Annotated in this window: 14 protein-coding genes; 8 read left to right on the top strand and 6 right to left on the bottom strand. The window is 68.0% G+C overall.

The features are described 5' to 3' along the window. Positions 1 to 65: 65 nt before the first annotated feature. Positions 66 to 1,955, bottom strand: coding sequence for a glutamine--tRNA ligase/YqeY domain fusion protein (locus AAAZ40_RS06370; protein WP_476659581.1), 1,890 nt, complete (start codon positions 1,953 to 1,955; stop codon positions 66 to 68). A 97-nt stretch (positions 1,956 to 2,052) separates the two neighbouring features. Here AAAZ40_RS06370 and AAAZ40_RS06375 point away from each other — a divergent pair, with 97 nt between their 5' ends. Next, a complete protein-coding gene (locus AAAZ40_RS06375; RefSeq protein ID WP_476659582.1) occupies positions 2,053 to 2,886 on the top strand; it encodes an undecaprenyl-diphosphate phosphatase in 834 nt (277 codons plus the stop codon). Here AAAZ40_RS06375 and AAAZ40_RS06380 read toward each other — a convergent pair. After that, complete coding sequence (locus AAAZ40_RS06380) at positions 2,849 to 3,802, bottom strand: alpha/beta hydrolase (protein WP_476659583.1); 954 nt, start codon at positions 3,800 to 3,802, stop codon at positions 2,849 to 2,851. The genes AAAZ40_RS06375 and AAAZ40_RS06380 overlap by 38 nt on opposite strands. A gap of 156 nt (positions 3,803 to 3,958) precedes the next feature. On the opposite strand from AAAZ40_RS06380, the gene greB reads away from it, so the two are divergent. Continuing rightward, complete coding sequence (greB, locus tag AAAZ40_RS06385) at positions 3,959 to 4,570, top strand: transcription elongation factor GreB (RefSeq protein WP_476659584.1); 612 nt, start codon at positions 3,959 to 3,961, stop codon at positions 4,568 to 4,570. Here the strand turns inward: greB and AAAZ40_RS06390 are convergent. The 4 genes from AAAZ40_RS06390 to AAAZ40_RS06405 all read right to left on the bottom strand — a co-directional run bounded on the left by AAAZ40_RS06390 (position 4,509) and on the right by AAAZ40_RS06405 (position 8,680). Continuing rightward, on the bottom strand, positions 4,509 to 6,767 hold the full coding sequence (locus AAAZ40_RS06390; protein WP_476659585.1) for a RelA/SpoT family protein: 2,259 nt from the start codon (positions 6,765 to 6,767) through the stop codon (positions 4,509 to 4,511). The genes greB and AAAZ40_RS06390 overlap by 62 nt on opposite strands. A 121-nt stretch (positions 6,768 to 6,888) precedes the next feature. Then, on the bottom strand, positions 6,889 to 7,092 hold the full coding sequence (gene rpoZ / locus AAAZ40_RS06395) for a DNA-directed RNA polymerase subunit omega (RefSeq protein WP_476659586.1): 204 nt from the start codon (positions 7,090 to 7,092) through the stop codon (positions 6,889 to 6,891). Positions 7,093 to 7,130: 38 nt separating this feature from the next. Next, positions 7,131 to 7,748, bottom strand: coding sequence for a guanylate kinase (gmk, locus tag AAAZ40_RS06400; RefSeq protein ID WP_476661703.1), 618 nt, complete (start codon positions 7,746 to 7,748; stop codon positions 7,131 to 7,133). A 2-nt stretch (positions 7,749 to 7,750) separates the two neighbouring features. Then, positions 7,751 to 8,680, bottom strand: a complete 930-nt coding sequence (locus AAAZ40_RS06405) for a YicC/YloC family endoribonuclease (protein WP_476659587.1) — start codon at positions 8,678 to 8,680, stop codon at positions 7,751 to 7,753. A gap of 58 nt (positions 8,681 to 8,738) precedes the next feature. On the opposite strand from AAAZ40_RS06405, the gene AAAZ40_RS06410 reads away from it, so the two are divergent. From AAAZ40_RS06410 to AAAZ40_RS06435, 6 genes are all read left to right on the top strand, one after another. Then, positions 8,739 to 9,752, top strand: a complete 1,014-nt coding sequence (locus tag AAAZ40_RS06410; RefSeq protein ID WP_476659588.1) for a serine/threonine protein kinase — start codon at positions 8,739 to 8,741, stop codon at positions 9,750 to 9,752. After that, positions 9,749 to 10,657 carry a PP2C family protein-serine/threonine phosphatase gene (locus AAAZ40_RS06415; protein WP_476659589.1) on the top strand — a complete coding sequence of 303 codons (909 nt, stop codon included), beginning with the start codon at positions 9,749 to 9,751 and terminating at the stop codon, positions 10,655 to 10,657. The genes AAAZ40_RS06410 and AAAZ40_RS06415 overlap by 4 nt, the downstream gene beginning before the upstream one ends. Before the next feature lie 20 nt (positions 10,658 to 10,677). Continuing rightward, positions 10,678 to 11,478 (top strand): ribonuclease PH, encoded by an 801-nt coding sequence (gene rph, locus AAAZ40_RS06420; RefSeq protein WP_476659590.1) that lies wholly within the window; start codon positions 10,678 to 10,680, stop codon positions 11,476 to 11,478. 8 nt (positions 11,479 to 11,486) lie between these two features. After that, positions 11,487 to 12,119, top strand: a complete 633-nt coding sequence (gene rdgB, locus AAAZ40_RS06425; RefSeq protein WP_476661704.1) for an RdgB/HAM1 family non-canonical purine NTP pyrophosphatase — start codon at positions 11,487 to 11,489, stop codon at positions 12,117 to 12,119. A gap of 14 nt (positions 12,120 to 12,133) precedes the next feature. After that, positions 12,134 to 13,327, top strand: a complete 1,194-nt coding sequence (gene hemW / locus AAAZ40_RS06430; protein ID WP_476659591.1) for a radical SAM family heme chaperone HemW — start codon at positions 12,134 to 12,136, stop codon at positions 13,325 to 13,327. A gap of 292 nt (positions 13,328 to 13,619) precedes the next feature. After that, positions 13,620 to 14,288, top strand: a complete 669-nt coding sequence (locus tag AAAZ40_RS06435; RefSeq protein ID WP_476659592.1) for a CBS domain-containing protein — start codon at positions 13,620 to 13,622, stop codon at positions 14,286 to 14,288. The last annotated feature ends 156 nt before the right edge of the window (positions 14,289 to 14,444 follow it).

A 14,444-nucleotide genomic window follows, 5' to 3' on the forward strand; every position in this document is an offset into this window, starting at 1 on the left:
GCCCAGCGCCACTGCTGCGCCGGCCTTGCGGCAAGGCCGCGCGGGCTCGGCCTGCACGCCCGGCCTCACTTGCCCCACGAGTCCTTGAGCGCGGCGATGCGGTTGAACACCAGCAGGCCGGGGCGGTGGTCGTGCCGGTCGGCGACGAAGTAGCCATGGCGTTCGAACTGAAAGCGCTGCTCGGGCTGCGCCTGCGCCAGCGTGGGCTCGAGCCAGGCTTGACGCACCTGCAGACTGTCGGGGTTGAGGGACTGCAGAAAATCGGCCCCACCGGCTTCGGGCTGGGCGGTGTTGAACAGGCGCTCGTACAGGCGCACTTCGGCGGCCACGGCGTCGGCGGCGGCCACCCAGGTGATGGCGGCCTTGGCCTTGACGCTGTCGGCACCCGGGCTGCCGCTTTTGGTGCCGGGCAGCAGCACGGCGTGGACGGCGGTCACGTGGCCGCTGGCGTCGGCCTCAAAGCCGGTGCACTCGATCACGTAGGCGCCCTTGAGGCGCACCCGGCTGCCGGGGCTGCACTGGGCGGGGTTGTTGGGGTCGGGTTGCGGCGGGTGCAGGCGCTTGTAGCCTTTGGGGGGCACGGTGGCAAAGTCGTCGCGCTCGATCCACAGCTCGCGCCCGAGCAGAAACTGGCGCGGCGCCGGTGCGCTCTGGCCCTCGGGGGTGTGCGGCAAGGCGGGCAGGGTGCAGCTTTCGGTGTGGTCGGGGTTGCCGTGCAGCTCGGCCCAGTTGCTCAGCACCAGCTTGAGCGGCTCCAGCACCGCCATGGCCCGCGGCGCGCTGTGCTCCAGGTCTTCGCGCAGGCAGCCCTCGAGGCTGGCGTAGTCGATCCAGGAGTCGCTCTTGCTGGCGCCGATGCGCTCGGCAAAGAGGCGGATTGCGCTCGGTGTGTAGCCGCGCCGGCGCAGCCCGGCCAGGGTGGGCAGGCGCGGGTCGTCCCAGCCGCGCACGCGGCCTTCGCTCACCAGTTGCGCCAGCTTGCGCTTGCTGGTGAGCACGTAGGTGAGGTTGAGGCGTGCGAATTCGTACTGACGCGGCAGCGGGTGTTGCAGCAGGCCGCCTTCGGCCAGGCGCTCGAGCAGCCAGTCGTAAAAGGGGCGCTGGTCTTCAAATTCGAGCGTGCAGATGCTGTGCGTGATCTGCTCGAGCGCGTCCTCGATCGGGTGCGCGTAGGTGTACATCGGGTAGATGCACCAGGCGTCGCCGCTGCGGTGGTGGGTGGCGCGACGGATGCGGTACAGCGCCGGGTCGCGCAGGTTCAGGTTCGGGCTGGCCATGTCGATCTTGGCGCGCAAGACCATGGAGCCGTCGGGGTGCAGACCGGCGCGCATCTGGCGCAGGCGTTCGAGGTTGTCGGCCGGGCTGCGGCTGCGGTAGGGGCTGTCGGTGCCGGGGCGGTTGAAGTCGCCGCGGTGGGCGCGCATGGCCTCGGCGCTTTGTTCATCCACATAGGCGTGCCCGGCCTGCACCAGGTATTCGGCGGCGCGGTACATGAAGTCGAAGTAGTCGCTGGCAAAGTAGCGATGCGCCTGGCGTTGGCCGCCCTGCTCGGATTGCCAGTCAAAGCCGAGCCAGCGCACCGCCGCGTCGATGGCATCGACGTACTCCTGCTCCTCTTTTTCGGGGTTGGTGTCGTCGAAGCGCAGGTGGCAGACGCCGCCGTAGTCGTGCGCCAGCCCAAAGTTGAGACAGATGCTCTTGGCGTGCCCGATGTGCAGGTAGCCGTTGGGCTCGGGCGGAAAGCGCGTGCGGATGCGCGCCGGGTCGGGCACGCCGGCGGCGTGATGCGCCGCATCACCGGGGCTGCCGCCCCAGCGCCGGTTGGCGTAGGTTCCGGTTTGCAGGTCGTGCTCGATGATCTGGCGCAGGAAGTTGCTGGGTTTGGCTTCGGGCGCGTGGGCGGCACTGACCGACGCGCTGGCAGGCTGGCTGGGTGGGGCAAGGGGGGAACTCATGGGCCGATTTTAGGGGCTGGGGCGCTGCGCGGGTGGCCGGGGAGGGGGTGCCGGGGAGGGGCAGTTACACTGCAGCCTTCGTGTTTTCTGGCTTCGTATGGACATCGTTTTGCTGCTCAAGGCCGCCGTGTTGGGGCTGGTGCAGGGCATCACCGAGTTTTTGCCGATCTCATCGACCGGGCACTTGATTTTGACCTCGGCCCTGCTGGGCTTGCACGGCGAGAAGGTGCGCCTGTTCGAGGTCGTGATCCAGGTCGGGGCGCTGCTGGCCATCGTCTCGGTGTATCTGGAGCGGCTGTACCAGACGGCGCTCGGGCTGCCGCGCGGCGACGCGCAAGCCTGGCGCTTCACGCGCAACGTCGTGCTCGGCTGCCTGCCCGCCATTGCCGTGGGCGTGCTGTTCTTTGACTTCATCACCGGCGTGCTGTTCAACCCGCTGGTGGTGGCGAGCACCTTCATCAGCGGCGGCCTGCTCATCCTCTGGGTCGAGGCGCGTTACGCCCGCCGCCCGAGCCAGCGCGTGCCCGAGGTCGACGCCGTGGGCTGGCGCGACGCGCTCGCCGTGGGCCTGATCCAATGCCTGGCGTTGGTGCCCGGCGTGAGCCGCTCGGGCGCGACCATCATCGGTGCCATGGCGCTGGGTTTTTCGCGCCGCAGCGCGACCGAGTTCAGCTTCTTCCTCTCGATCCCGATGCTGCTCGGTGCCGCCAGCTACGACCTGTACCAGAACCACGCCCTGATCACCCGCGCCGACCTGCCCTTCTTCGCCGTCGGCATGGTCGTAACCTGGCTCTCGGCCTGGGCCTGCGTGCGCTGGCTGCTGCGCTACGTGGCGCAACACACCTTCGTGCCCTTTGCCTGGTACCGCATCGCCTTTGGCCTGCTGGTACTGCTCACCGCCTGGCTGGGGTGGGTGGATTGGACGCGTTGAATGCGCCCTGGGCAGACAAAGCCAGCAAGGCCCGCTCCAGCGCCGCTGCCGTGGCGGCGGGCTGTTCCATCGGGAACAGGTGTCCGCCGTCGAGCATCTGCAGCCGTGCGCCGGGCTGGGGGCCGAGCAGGCGCTGCGTCAAGTCCATGCCGACCTGGCGCATCTCGACCGAGTCGCTGCCGCCTATATAGGCCAGCGGGCAGGCCAGCGGGTGGCGGCGCAGCAGCGCTTCGAGCTGGTGCGGCAGGGTGTCGTAGATGCGGGTTTCGATCTCGCGCTCGAAGCTGAGCACGCGCTTGCTGCTGCCGTCGGGGCAGGCGACTTCGTGCGTGCCGTGGGCGACGTAATCGCGCAGCACGCGCGCGTCCCAGCGCGCAAAGGTGGGCTTGTGCGCAAAGTGGGCCAGCGCGGCCTCGGCGTCGGGCCAGCTCTGGCGCCGCTTGCGGCTGACCTGCCCGGGCGACACGGCGCCGATCAGGCGCGTGCGCTTGGCCGCCTGCAGCGCCCGCGCGCGCCAGCCGCCGAGCAAGGGCGCGTCGAGCAGCACCACGCCCGCGAGCCCCTGCCCGCCCAGACGCGGGTGCCGGGCGGCGCACATCAGGCTCAGGTAACCGCCCAGCGAGTGCCCCACCAGGTACAGCGGCGGCGCTGCAGCCGTGCCGCTTCCAGGCGCGGCCACCTGCTGCAACACAAAATCGGCCAATTGCTGCACCAGGTGCGGCCAGTTGTCGCTGACTGGGTAGGCCGGGTCGTGCCCGAGCTTTTCTGGCGCCCAAAGGGCGTAGCCCCGTTCGCGCAACGCCTCGAACAACACCCGGTAGGTGCCGGCGGGAAAGCTGTTCGCGTGCGCGAATACGATGCGCGCGCGTGCGGGCGCAGCGGGGTGCAGGGTGGATGTGGCAGGGATGGAGGTCATGGCAAGGGAAACGCAGCGGGACTGCGCGTGCAGCGCAGAAAAAGGTGGCTGTGCCGAAGCCGCTTTGCCTAGCCTGCCCTGCATACAATGCCCAACATTTTAACGCCGCGCCTGGCCAGCCCTGCCAGGCTGTCGCGTAAGCCGAGCCTAAGCCACATGAGCCAAGCCTTCCGCAAAGAACCCGACCCAGACACCGCGCCCGACGACGAGACGGACGCGCCCGCCGGCGCCCTACCGCCGCAGGCGCGCGGCAAAAACTACCTCACCGCCGCCGGCCACGCGCGCCTGCGCGCCGAGCTGCTGCACTTGCTCGACGTCGAGCGCCCGCGCGTGGTCGAGGTGGTGCATTGGGCCGCCAGCAACGGCGACCGCAGCGAAAACGGCGACTACCTGTACGGCAAGAAGCGCTTGCGCGAGATCGACCGCCGCATCCGTTTTCTGACGCGCCGACTCGACATCGCGGTGGTGGTCGATCCGGCGCTGCAGCACGGCAGCGAGCAGGTGTTTTTTGGCGCTCGGGTGCGCTACGCGCGCGCCGACGGCAGCGAGGCCACGGTGCAGATCCTGGGCATCGACGAGGCCGAACCGAGCTTGGGGCAGATCAGCTGGGTCGCGCCGGTGGCGCAGGCGCTGCTGAAAGCGCGCGTGGGCGACGAGGTGCGGGTGCACACCCCTGCGGGGTGGGAAACGCTGGAGGTGCTGGAGGTCAGCTACCCGGCCGCTGCGGCCGCAGGCGCTGCGCCCGCACCACCGGCGCCGTGCGCTTGAGCTGGCGCAGCACCTGGGCCAGGTGCACGCGGTCGCGCACCGCCAGCGCAAAGCGCAGGTCGATGGTGTTTTGGCCGCGCTCGTCGCCCATGTGCAGGTGTGTGATGTCGGCATCCGCCGCTGCCAGCGCCGCAGCCACCTTGGCCAGCACGCCGGTGCCGTTGTTCACGGTCACAAGCACACTGGTCTCGAACGGCCGCGTGGGCTCCTCGGCCCATTCCACCTCGAGGAAGCGCTCGCTGTCGCGGTGCAGCAGGCGCTTGCCCGTGGGGCAGTCGTCGGTGTGCACCACCAGGCCGTCGCCCTTGCCCAGATAGCCGACGATGCGGTCGCCCGGTATCGGCAGGCAGCAGCCGGCATATTGCACCGAGGCGCCTTCGCTGCCGTCGAGCGAGACCACACCTTGGCTGGCCTGGTCGGCGGTGGCGATGCCGTAGCGCTCTTGGCTGATGAGCAGCACGTCGGGCTTGTGGCCGATCTCGCCCAGCAGCGCGGCCAGTTTTTTGGCCACCATGCCCGCGATGCGCTTGCCCAGCCCGAGGTCGGTGAGCAGCTCGCGCCGGTTGCGGTTGCCGGTAAAGCGCAGCAGTTTGTCCCACGCCGCCTGGTGCGCTTCGTCGGTGTCGTCGGGCAGGCCGATGAAGCCCTCGGCGCGCAGCGCCTGCAGCAGCAGGCGCTCGCCCAAGGCGTGCGATTCTTCCAGCGCCAGCGTTTTGAGGTGGTGGCGGATCTTGGAGCGCGCGCGCCCGGTTTTGACGAAGCCGAGCCACGCCGGGTTGGGCTGCGCGTGCGGCGAGGTCAGGATTTCGACCACATCGCCATTCTTGAGCCGGGTGCTCAGGGGCACCTGCTCGCCGTTGACCTTGGCCCCGATGGCGCGGTTGCCGATGTCGGAGTGGATGGTGTAGGCAAAATCCACCACCGTGGCCCCGTGCGCCAGCGTCAGGATGCGGCTCTTGGGCGTGAACACATAGACCGAATCCGGGAACAGGTCGATCTTGATGTGGTCCAGAAATTCGGCCGCGTCGTGCGTCACGTGCTGGATGTCGAGCAGCGATTGCAGCCACTGCGCATTGGGCTCGATCGCGGTCTGCGCGTCGGGCGCGCTGGATTTGTAGAGCCAGTGCGCCGCCACGCCGGATTCGGCCACCACGTCCATCGCCGGGGTGCGCAGCTGGAACTCGATGTTGGCGCCCAAGGGCCCCACCAGCGTGGTGTGCAGCGACTGGTAGCCGTTCATCTTGGCGATGGCGATGTAGTCGCGAAACTTGCCCGGCAGCGGTTTGTAGAGCTGGTGCAGGATGCCCAGCGCGCGGTAGCAATCGAGCAACTCGGGCAGGATGACGCGAAAACCGTACAGGTCGGTGACCTGGGCAAAGGACAGGTGTTTGCTGTCCATTTTGTTGTAGATCGAGTAGAGCGTTTTTTCGCGCCCGACGATGCGCGCTTCGAGGCCGTGGCGCAGAAACGTGCCCTCGATCTCGCCACGCACCTTGGCCACGAGGTCTTTGCGGCGGGTGCGCGATTTGTCCAGCGCCTTGGACAGCGCCCGATAGCGCCAAGGGTGCAGGTGCCTGAAGGCGAGGTCCTGCAGCTCGCGGTAGTTGTTGTTCAGGCCCAGCCGGTGCGCGATCGGGGCGTAGATTTCGAGCGTTTCGGCGCTGATGCGGCCCCACTTGCGCCGCGGCATGTCGCCCAGGGTGCGCATGTTGTGGGTGCGGTCGGCGAGCTTGATCAGGATCACGCGCACGTCGCGCGCCATGGCCAGCAGCATCTTGCGAAAGGATTCGGCCTGGTTTTGCTCGCGGCTGTCGAACTCGAGCTTGTCGAGCTTGGTCAGGCCATCGACCAGATCGGCCACTTGGGGGCCAAAGGCTTGCACCAGATCGGCTTTGGTGCAGCCGCAGTCTTCGAGCACGTCGTGCATCAGGGCCGCGCACAGGGCCTGCGCGTCGAGTTTCCACTCGGTGCACTGCAGGGCGACGGCGATCGGGTGCGTGACGTAAGGGTCGCCGCTGTTGCGCAACTGGCCCGAGTGGGCCTGGTCGGCAAAGCGAAAGGCCTGCCGCACCTGTTCGATTTCGGCGGCGCTGAGGTAATCCAAAGCCGCCTCGAGCGCGGCAAAGCGCGCCTCGACCAAGGCCTGCGGTGCGGCCGCGGGGCCGGTTTCGGAGGTGGCGATGGCTTGCTCGCTCATGATCCCGTTACTGTAGCCGCTTTGGCCTGGGCTTGCATGACGGACGCCACAATGGGCCTGGCGCTGGCGCGGCCCCAGGCTGGCTTGGGTGCAGTGCTGGGTACGCGGTTCGGTACCGGGTTCAGGAGGGCACTTTTTTGAGCATTTCGAGCCCGATTTTGCCGTCGGCAATTTCGCGCAGGGCGGTCACCACCGCTTTGTTTTTGCTCTCCACCTTGGGGGTGTGGCCTTGGTTGAGCATGCGTGCCCGGTAGGTGGCGGCCAACACGAGCTGGAAGCGGTTGGGGATTTGTTCCAGACAATCTTCGACGGTGATGCGGGCCATGGGGTGCGTATAGAAGTGAATGGACGGGGCTTGAGCGCTTAGATCTGCAGGGCCGCAAAGAGCGCGGCGCGCTGACGGCGCTGGGTGGCCACGCGCAAGCGCTGGGCCTGGGCGATCGTCTGCAGATCGAGCAAGGCGCGCTCAAAGCAATCGTTGATTATAACGAAATCGAAGCGATCGACTTGCGCCACCTCGGCCACCGCGTTGCGCAGCCGCAGTTCGATCACCTCGGCGCTGTCTTCGGCGCGCCGCTGCAGGCGCTCGCGCAGCGCTGCCCAGCTCGGGGGCAGGATAAAGATCAGCGCCGCATGGGGAAACTGCTGCTTGATCTGCAGCGCCCCTTGGTAGTCGATCTCCAGCACCAGGTCGGCGCCGCTGCGCAGCGCGTCGGCCAGCGCCGGGCGCGAGGTGCCGTAGCGCTGGCCGTGCACATGCGCCCACTCCACAAAGGCGCCCTCGGCCAGCAATTGGTCGAAGGCCTCGGCGCTCACGAAGTGGTACTCGCGCCCGTCGCGCTCCTGTCCGCGTGGCGCCCGGGTGGTGTGCGAGACCGACAGCGCCAGTTGCGCGTCGGCTTGGCGCCAAGCCTTGACGAGGCTCGATTTGCCGGTGCCGCTGGCGGCACAGACGACGTAGAGGTTGCCGGGGTAGTCCATGTTCATTCGAGGTTTTGCACCTGTTCGCGCATTTGCTCGATCAGCACCTTCATGTCGACGGCGATGCGCGTCAGCGCCAGGCTGGACGATTTGCTGCCCAAGGTGTTGGCCTCGCGTTGCAGTTCCTGGATCAGGAAGTCGAGCCGTTTGCCCACTTCGCCGCCGCGCTGCAGCAGTTGCCCGATTTCCTTGAGGTGCGACTGCAGCCGCGTCAGTTCTTCGGCGATGTCGAGCCGCAGGGCGTAGGCGGTGGCTTCGCTCAGGGCGCGCTCTTGGGCGGCGGCGGAGGCGGTCGGGGCCGGAGTCGAAACGGATGCGGTGGCGGTGTGGCCCATGGCCTCGTTCCAGCGCTCCAGAAAGCGCAGCCGCTGCTGTTCGACCTGGGCCGGCACCAGCGGCTGGGCCTGCTGCGCCAGCGCCTGCAGTTGCTCCAGCCGCTCGTGCAGCATCTGGGCCAGGCGCGCGCCCTCGCGCTCGCGGGCGCGGCGCAGATCGTGCAGCACCTGCTCGCACAGGCCGGATGCGGCCTCGGTCAGGGCGCTGGGGAGCGGGGTCGAGCGCGCCACCAGCTGCAGCAACTCGGCCACCGAGAGCTCGCGCGCTTGCGGCATCCAGGTGCGGATCTGGTCTTGCATGGAGAGCAGATTTTGCAGTTCTGCGCTGCTGGGGGCGCGCCAACCGGCGTCGGTGCGGCCCTCGACCCACGCGCGCACCTCGACCTTGCCGCGCTTGAGCAGCGCTTGCACGCGCTCGCGCAGCGCGGGTTCGCTGGCGCGCAGTTCGTCGCTCAGGCGAAAGCCCAAGTCCAGAAAGCGGCTGTTGACCGAGCGAATTTCCAGCCCGAGCACAAGTTCGGGCGCATGCTCGGGGGCTGCGGCCGGGCGCAGGCGCTGGCTGGCGCAGGAATAACCGGTCATGCTGTAAACTGGCACGGATTCACTCTCTTGTTGATCTGATTGCAAGGCTGCGGGTGCTTGCTCTGCGCCGATTATGTCAAAGACCAAACCCGCTCCCCTGCCACCCGACACCCAGATAGGCGGCTACCGGATCGTGCGCCTGTTGGCCAGCGGTGGTTTTGGCTTGGTCTATCTGGCGCTCGACCCGGCCGGGCTCAGGGTCGCGCTCAAGGAGTACCTGCCGGCGGCTTTGGCCTTGCGCGCGCCCGGCGAGCTGTTGCCCGTGGTGCCGCCAGAAAAGCTCTCGCTGTACCGCCTGGGCCTCAAGAGTTTTTTTGAAGAAGGACGGGCGCTGGCGCAGATTTCGCATCCTTCGGTGGTCGGGGTGCAGAATTTTTTCCGGGAAAACGAGACCGTTTACATGGTCATGGACTTGCTCGAGGGCGCCTCGCTGCAGGAGTTCGTCGTCACCGCGCGCACCCTCAAGCGCAAAAAGATTTTGCGCGAGGCCACCATCCGCTCGCTGTTCGATGAGTTGCTGCGCGGCTTGCGCATCGTGCATCAGCACAAGATGCTGCACCTGGACATCAAGCCCGCCAACGTGTTCATCACCGACGCCAACAAGGCCGTGTTGATCGATTTTGGTGCCGCCCGCGAGGTGCTGAGCAACGAGGGCCACTTCGTGCGCCCCATGTACACCCCGGGCTTTGCCGCCCCCGAAATGTACGAGCGCGGTGCCCAGCTGGGCCCCTGGACCGATCTGTACGCCGTCGGTGCCTGCCTGTACTCGTGCATGCAGGGGTATCCGCCCCACGACGCGCCGCAGCGCCTCGAAAAAGACCGGTTGCCGCTGGCCATGTCGCGCCTGCGCGGTTTGTATTCCGACAACCTGATCGAGGTCGTGCAGTGGTGCATGGCGCTGCCGGCCACGGCGCGGCCGCAGTCGGTGTTCGAGTTGCAAAAGGAATTGCAGCGCGAACCCGTGCCCATCTACACTCCGCCGACACTGGTCGACAGGCTGCGCCAGCAGGTCGGGCGCCTCTGGCCGGGCGCATCCAAACAACCTGTCACGCCCTCGGGACGCTCCAGCTTTTATCCCGAGTCATGAAGTTTTCGGTGTATCAGGCCAGCAGCCAAGGGGGGCGCGACGACAACGAAGACCGCTTGGGCTACACCCACTCGCCCGAGGGGGTCTTGCTCGTCCTGGCCGATGGCATGGGGGGCTACAGCGGGGGGGAGCGGGCGGCCGAAATTGCGGTGCGGGTTTATGCCCAGTCTTTTCTGGCCCAGGCCAGGCCCCGGCTGGCCAACCCCCAGGTTTTTCTGCAGCACACCTTGCTGCAAGCCAATCGCGCCATCGTCGATTACGCCCGCTCCAACGACCTGCCCGAGCAGCCGCGCACCACCGTGGTGGCGGCGGTGCTGCAAGACAACCAGCTGTGGGCGGTGCACGCGGGCGATTCACGCCTGTACGGGTTGCGCGCTGGGCAGGTGTGGTTTCGCACCCGCGACCACAGCCACCACGACAAGCCCGAGCTGTTTGCGCACTTGCCCCATCGGCCTCATCTGCCGAACCGCAACCTGCTCTTTACCTGCCTGGGTTCGTCCACGCCGCCCTTGTTCGACCACACCGGCCCCATGACGCTGCGCGCCGGCGACCAACTGCTGCTGTGTTCCGACGGCCTGTGGTCGCCCTTGGGCGACGACGCGATCGCTGCCGGCCTGCAAGGGCGCTCGCTGAGCGATGGCGTGCCCGACTTGGTGCGCCTGGCCTTGCTCAAGGCCGGCCCCCACAGCGACAACGTGTCTTTGCTGGCGCTGGAGTGGGGCACCGCCGGGGCTGCCGAAGCGGATCCTGCGACCGCACACGACGCACCACCCGAGCCAGACGCCGACGCCCCATCGAGCCGCGACGAAGGCAGCGATGTGTTCGACCTGGGGCGCATAGAACGATCGATCGACGAGATCCATGCCGCCATCCGCCGCACCGCCGTGCGCCGCAACCGACCCTGATTTTTTGCACTGTTACCCCCATGACTTCCAACGCCCTGACAGCTCAAGCGAGCACCACCCAAGCGGGTATCCAGGCCAGCCAGCGCCTCGGCGCCCGCCCGGCCCACGCCCTGCGCCCCGTGCGCATCACCCGCGCCTACACCTGCCACGCCGAAGGTTCGGTGTTGGTCGAGTTTGGTCGCACGCGGGTGCTGTGCACCGCCAGTGTCGAAGACAAGGTGCCACCGCACCAAAAAGGCAGCGGCGCCGGCTGGGTGACGGCCGAGTACGGCATGCTGCCGCGCGCCACCCACACCCGCAGCGCGCGCGAGGCCGCCAAGGGCAAGCAAAGCGGGCGCACGCAAGAGATTCAGCGCCTGATCGGGCGCTCGCTGCGCGCGGTGTTCGACCTGCAGGCGCTGGGCGAGCGCACCCTGACACTCGACTGCGACGTGCTGCAAGCCGACGGCGGCACCCGCACCGCCGCCATCACCGGTGCCTGGGTGGCGGCGCACGACGCGGTGCAGTTCCTGCTGGAGCAAGGCCGGCTGACGCAGTCGCCTTTGCTCCAGCCCGTGGCGGCGGTGTCGGTGGGGCTGCTGCAAGGTGTGGCGCTGCTCGATCTGGACTACGACGAAGACGCGGCTTGCGACACCGACATGAACGTGGTCATGACCGGCGCCGGCCATTTCGTGGAGGTGCAGGGCACCGCCGAAGGCCAAGCTTTCAGCCACGAGCAAATGGGCCAGATGCTGCGCTTGGCCGAAAGTGGCATCACCGAGCTCATCGGGCTGCAGCGCGCGGCGATCGGCTTGCCTGCTGGTGCCGTGGGGCCATGCTGAAGCCGGCCCTGACCCTGGTGCTGGCCACCCACAACGCGGGCAAGCTGGCCGAGCTGCAAGCCCTGTTCGGGCCCTTGGGCGTGCGTTTGCAGAGCCAGGCCGAACTGGGCATCGCCGCGGCCGCTGAGCCGCACCGCACCTTCGTGGAAAACGCGCTGGCCAAGGCGCGCCACGCCAGCGCCGCCAGCGGCCTGCCGGCGCTGGCCGATGACGCCGGCCTGTGCGTCGAGGCCTTTGGCGGGCAGCCGGGGGTGGACACCGCTTTTTACGCCACCCGTTTTGGCTACCCCAAGGGCGACGCCCACAACGTGCGCGCCCTGCTCGAGCAGATGCAGGGCATTGGCGACCGGCGCGCGGCCTTGGTCAGCACCCTGGTGGCGCTGCGCAACCCCGACGACTCCGAGCCCCTGGTGGCCAGCGGCCGCCTGCAAGGCCTGATCACCACCGAACCGGTGGGGACGCACGGCTTTGGCTTCGACCCCGTGCTCTACCTGCCCGAGCACGGACAAACCTGCGCCCAGTTGCCACCCGAGCTCAAAAACCGCCTCAGCCACCGCGGCCAAGCGGCCCGTGCCATGTTGGAGCTGATGCGCCAGCGCTGGCTGGGGCCAGACAGCGCGGCCAGGGCGCCAGTCCAGTGAGCAGCGCCAGTTCAGTGAGCGCCCAGAGCGTGCGCCTGGAGCGCCCGGGGCGCATCCAGCTCTCGAGCCTGCCGCCGCTGAGCCTGTACGTGCACCTGCCGTGGTGCATCAAAAAGTGCCCGTACTGCGACTTCAATTCCCACGCCCTCGACGGCGCCGCCGCCCCTCCTTGGGCGCGCTACCTGCAAGCCCTGCGCGCCGACCTCGAAGCCAGCCTGCCGCTGGTCTGGGGGCGCGCCGTGCACAGCGTCTTTTTGGGTGGCGGCACGCCCAGCCTGCTGCCGCCCGAGGCGCTCGAGCGGTTGTTGTCCGACGTGCGCGCCCTGCTGCCGCTGCTGCCCGAGGCCGAAATCACGCTCGAAGCCAACCCCGGCAGCTTCGAGCGCGAGCGCTTTGCCGCTTACCGCAGCGCCGGTGTGACGCGCCTGAGCGTGGGCGTGCAATCCTTTGACGATCGCTTTTTGCAGGCGCTGGGCCGGGTGCACGACGCCGCCCAGGCGCACGCGGCGGTGGCCGAAGCCGCGCAGCACTTCGAGTCTTTCAACCTCGATCTGATGTACGCGTTGCCGGGGCAGACGCTGAGCGATTTGCAGCACGACCTCGAGCGCGCCCTGGGCTATGCGCCGCCACACCTGTCGCTCTACCACCTCACGCTCGAGCCCAACACCGTGTTTGCCAAGCATCCGCCGCCGCATTTGCCCGACGAAGACAGCGCCTGGACCATGCTCGACGCCATCGGCGCGCGCTGCGCCAGCGCGGGACTGCAGCGCTACGAGGTGTCGGCCTATGCCCGGGCCGAGCGCCAATGCCTGCACAACCTGAACTACTGGCGCTTTGGCGATTACCTCGGCATCGGGGCCGGGGCCCACGGCAAAATCAGTTTTGCGCAGCGCCTGCTGCGCCAAGTGCGCTGGCGCGACCCGCAGCGCTACATGGAACAGGCCCTGCAGGGCCAGCCGGTGGCCAGCGAGCACGAGGTGCCGGCAAGCGAACTGCCGTTCGAATTCATGCTCAACGCGCTGCGCCTGCGCGAGGGCTTTGCCGTGGCCGATTTTGCCGCCCGCACCGGCTTGCCGCTGAGCGCGATCCAGGCCCCGCTGGCCAAGGCCGAAGCCCAAGGCTGGATCGAGCGCGACGCCTGGCGCATCCGGCCGAGCGCGCGCGGTTTTGATTTTCTCAACGACCTGCAAGCCTTGTTTTTGCCCTAGTGTGGTGGTGCGCGCTTGATGGGGCAAATAAAACCGATGGATTTTTGGCCCTGCTTAGGCGCAAACCACAGCCATAGTGCCACTATGGCGCGGATTTGCAACGACAGCAGGGACGAAAAGGCGCGGTTTTATGTTCCAGATAGCGCGCAACGCCACACTAGACCGTGGCGCTGGCCGGGCGACGATCGGTGCCGGTCCCCGGTGGCTACAGGCGCAAGTCATTTAACTGCTTGCGCCGAATGGACAACTTTGGATAATGCGGCCATGTTGCATCAGTGCTCGAGGGGCTGTCATGTTTGCGATCTACGGCACGTCTGGGCTCATGTACCGCGGTTTGGCGGAGGGTCTGCGCCGCGTCGTGCCCACCTTGCGCACCGTGCGCACGCGCGCCCTCGAGCCCGAGTTCGATCGCCCCTTGAACCCGCCCGATGCCGACGCAGGTGCCGCGCACCATGCCGAGCACCGTGGCAGCGCCCACGCCCTGAGTTCCTACAACCAGTTGCAACGGGCGCCGCAGGCGCGGCGGGCGCTGCGCACCGTGGCCGACGTCATGAGCCGCAAACCCGTTGCGCTGACGCACGACATGACCGTGCGCCAAGGTTGGTGGACCTTGTATCAGCGCGGCATCGGGCAGGCCCCGGTGCTGGATCGCCACGGCGGCGTCATCGGGCTGCTTTCGCGCGCCGAACTGATGCAACCCGAGCGCCTGCCCGCCCCCGACGGCCACGCCCTGGTCTGGCAGGCCCTGATGGCCCAGCCCGTGACGGAGGTGATGATCAGCCCCGTGCCCGCCGTCAGCCCCCAGGCCGATTTGCGCCGCTTGGCGCTGGTGCTGCTCGATACCGGCTTGCAGGGCTTGCCGGTGGTCGATGCCGACGGCCGCCTCGAGGGTTTCGTCACCCGCTCCGACATCCTCAAAGCCGTGGTGCACGACCCGCCGCTGGACCTATGGGCCGGCTAGGCCGGGCCGATGGTTGTGCCTTGGCCGGCTAGGCCGGCCGATGGTTGTGCCTTGGCCGGCCAGGCCGTTGTGGCGCCACGGCTGCAAAATGCGCGCGCTGGCACCACCGTGCAGATTTGCTTGGGGTCGTGCGCCCATTTGGGCGGCGAAAGCGGC

The sequence above is a fragment of the Serpentinimonas sp. SMBJO2 genome (genome assembly GCF_056341105.1).

Excerpts from the sequence above, each read along its gene's own strand:
- AAAZ40_RS06380 (WP_476659583.1), bottom strand. The coding sequence starts at position 3,802 with ATGACCTCCATCCCTGCCACATCCACCCTGCACCCCGCTGCGCCCGCA.
- greB (WP_476659584.1), top strand. The coding sequence starts at position 3,959 with ATGAGCCAAGCCTTCCGCAAAGAACCCGACCCAGACACCGCGCCCGAC.
- gmk (WP_476661703.1), bottom strand. The coding sequence starts at position 7,748 with ATGGACTACCCCGGCAACCTCTACGTCGTCTGTGCCGCCAGCGGCACC.
- AAAZ40_RS06370 (WP_476659581.1), bottom strand. The coding sequence starts at position 1,955 with ATGAGTTCCCCCCTTGCCCCACCCAGCCAGCCTGCCAGCGCGTCGGTC.
- rph (WP_476659590.1), top strand. The coding sequence starts at position 10,678 with ATGACTTCCAACGCCCTGACAGCTCAAGCGAGCACCACCCAAGCGGGT.
- AAAZ40_RS06390 (WP_476659585.1), bottom strand. The coding sequence starts at position 6,767 with ATGAGCGAGCAAGCCATCGCCACCTCCGAAACCGGCCCCGCGGCCGCA.
- AAAZ40_RS06415 (WP_476659589.1), top strand. The coding sequence starts at position 9,749 with ATGAAGTTTTCGGTGTATCAGGCCAGCAGCCAAGGGGGGCGCGACGAC.
- AAAZ40_RS06435 (WP_476659592.1), top strand. The coding sequence starts at position 13,620 with ATGTTTGCGATCTACGGCACGTCTGGGCTCATGTACCGCGGTTTGGCG.
- AAAZ40_RS06410 (WP_476659588.1), top strand. The coding sequence starts at position 8,739 with ATGTCAAAGACCAAACCCGCTCCCCTGCCACCCGACACCCAGATAGGC.
- rpoZ (WP_476659586.1), bottom strand. The coding sequence starts at position 7,092 with ATGGCCCGCATCACCGTCGAAGATTGTCTGGAACAAATCCCCAACCGC.
- AAAZ40_RS06375 (WP_476659582.1), top strand. The coding sequence starts at position 2,053 with ATGGACATCGTTTTGCTGCTCAAGGCCGCCGTGTTGGGGCTGGTGCAG.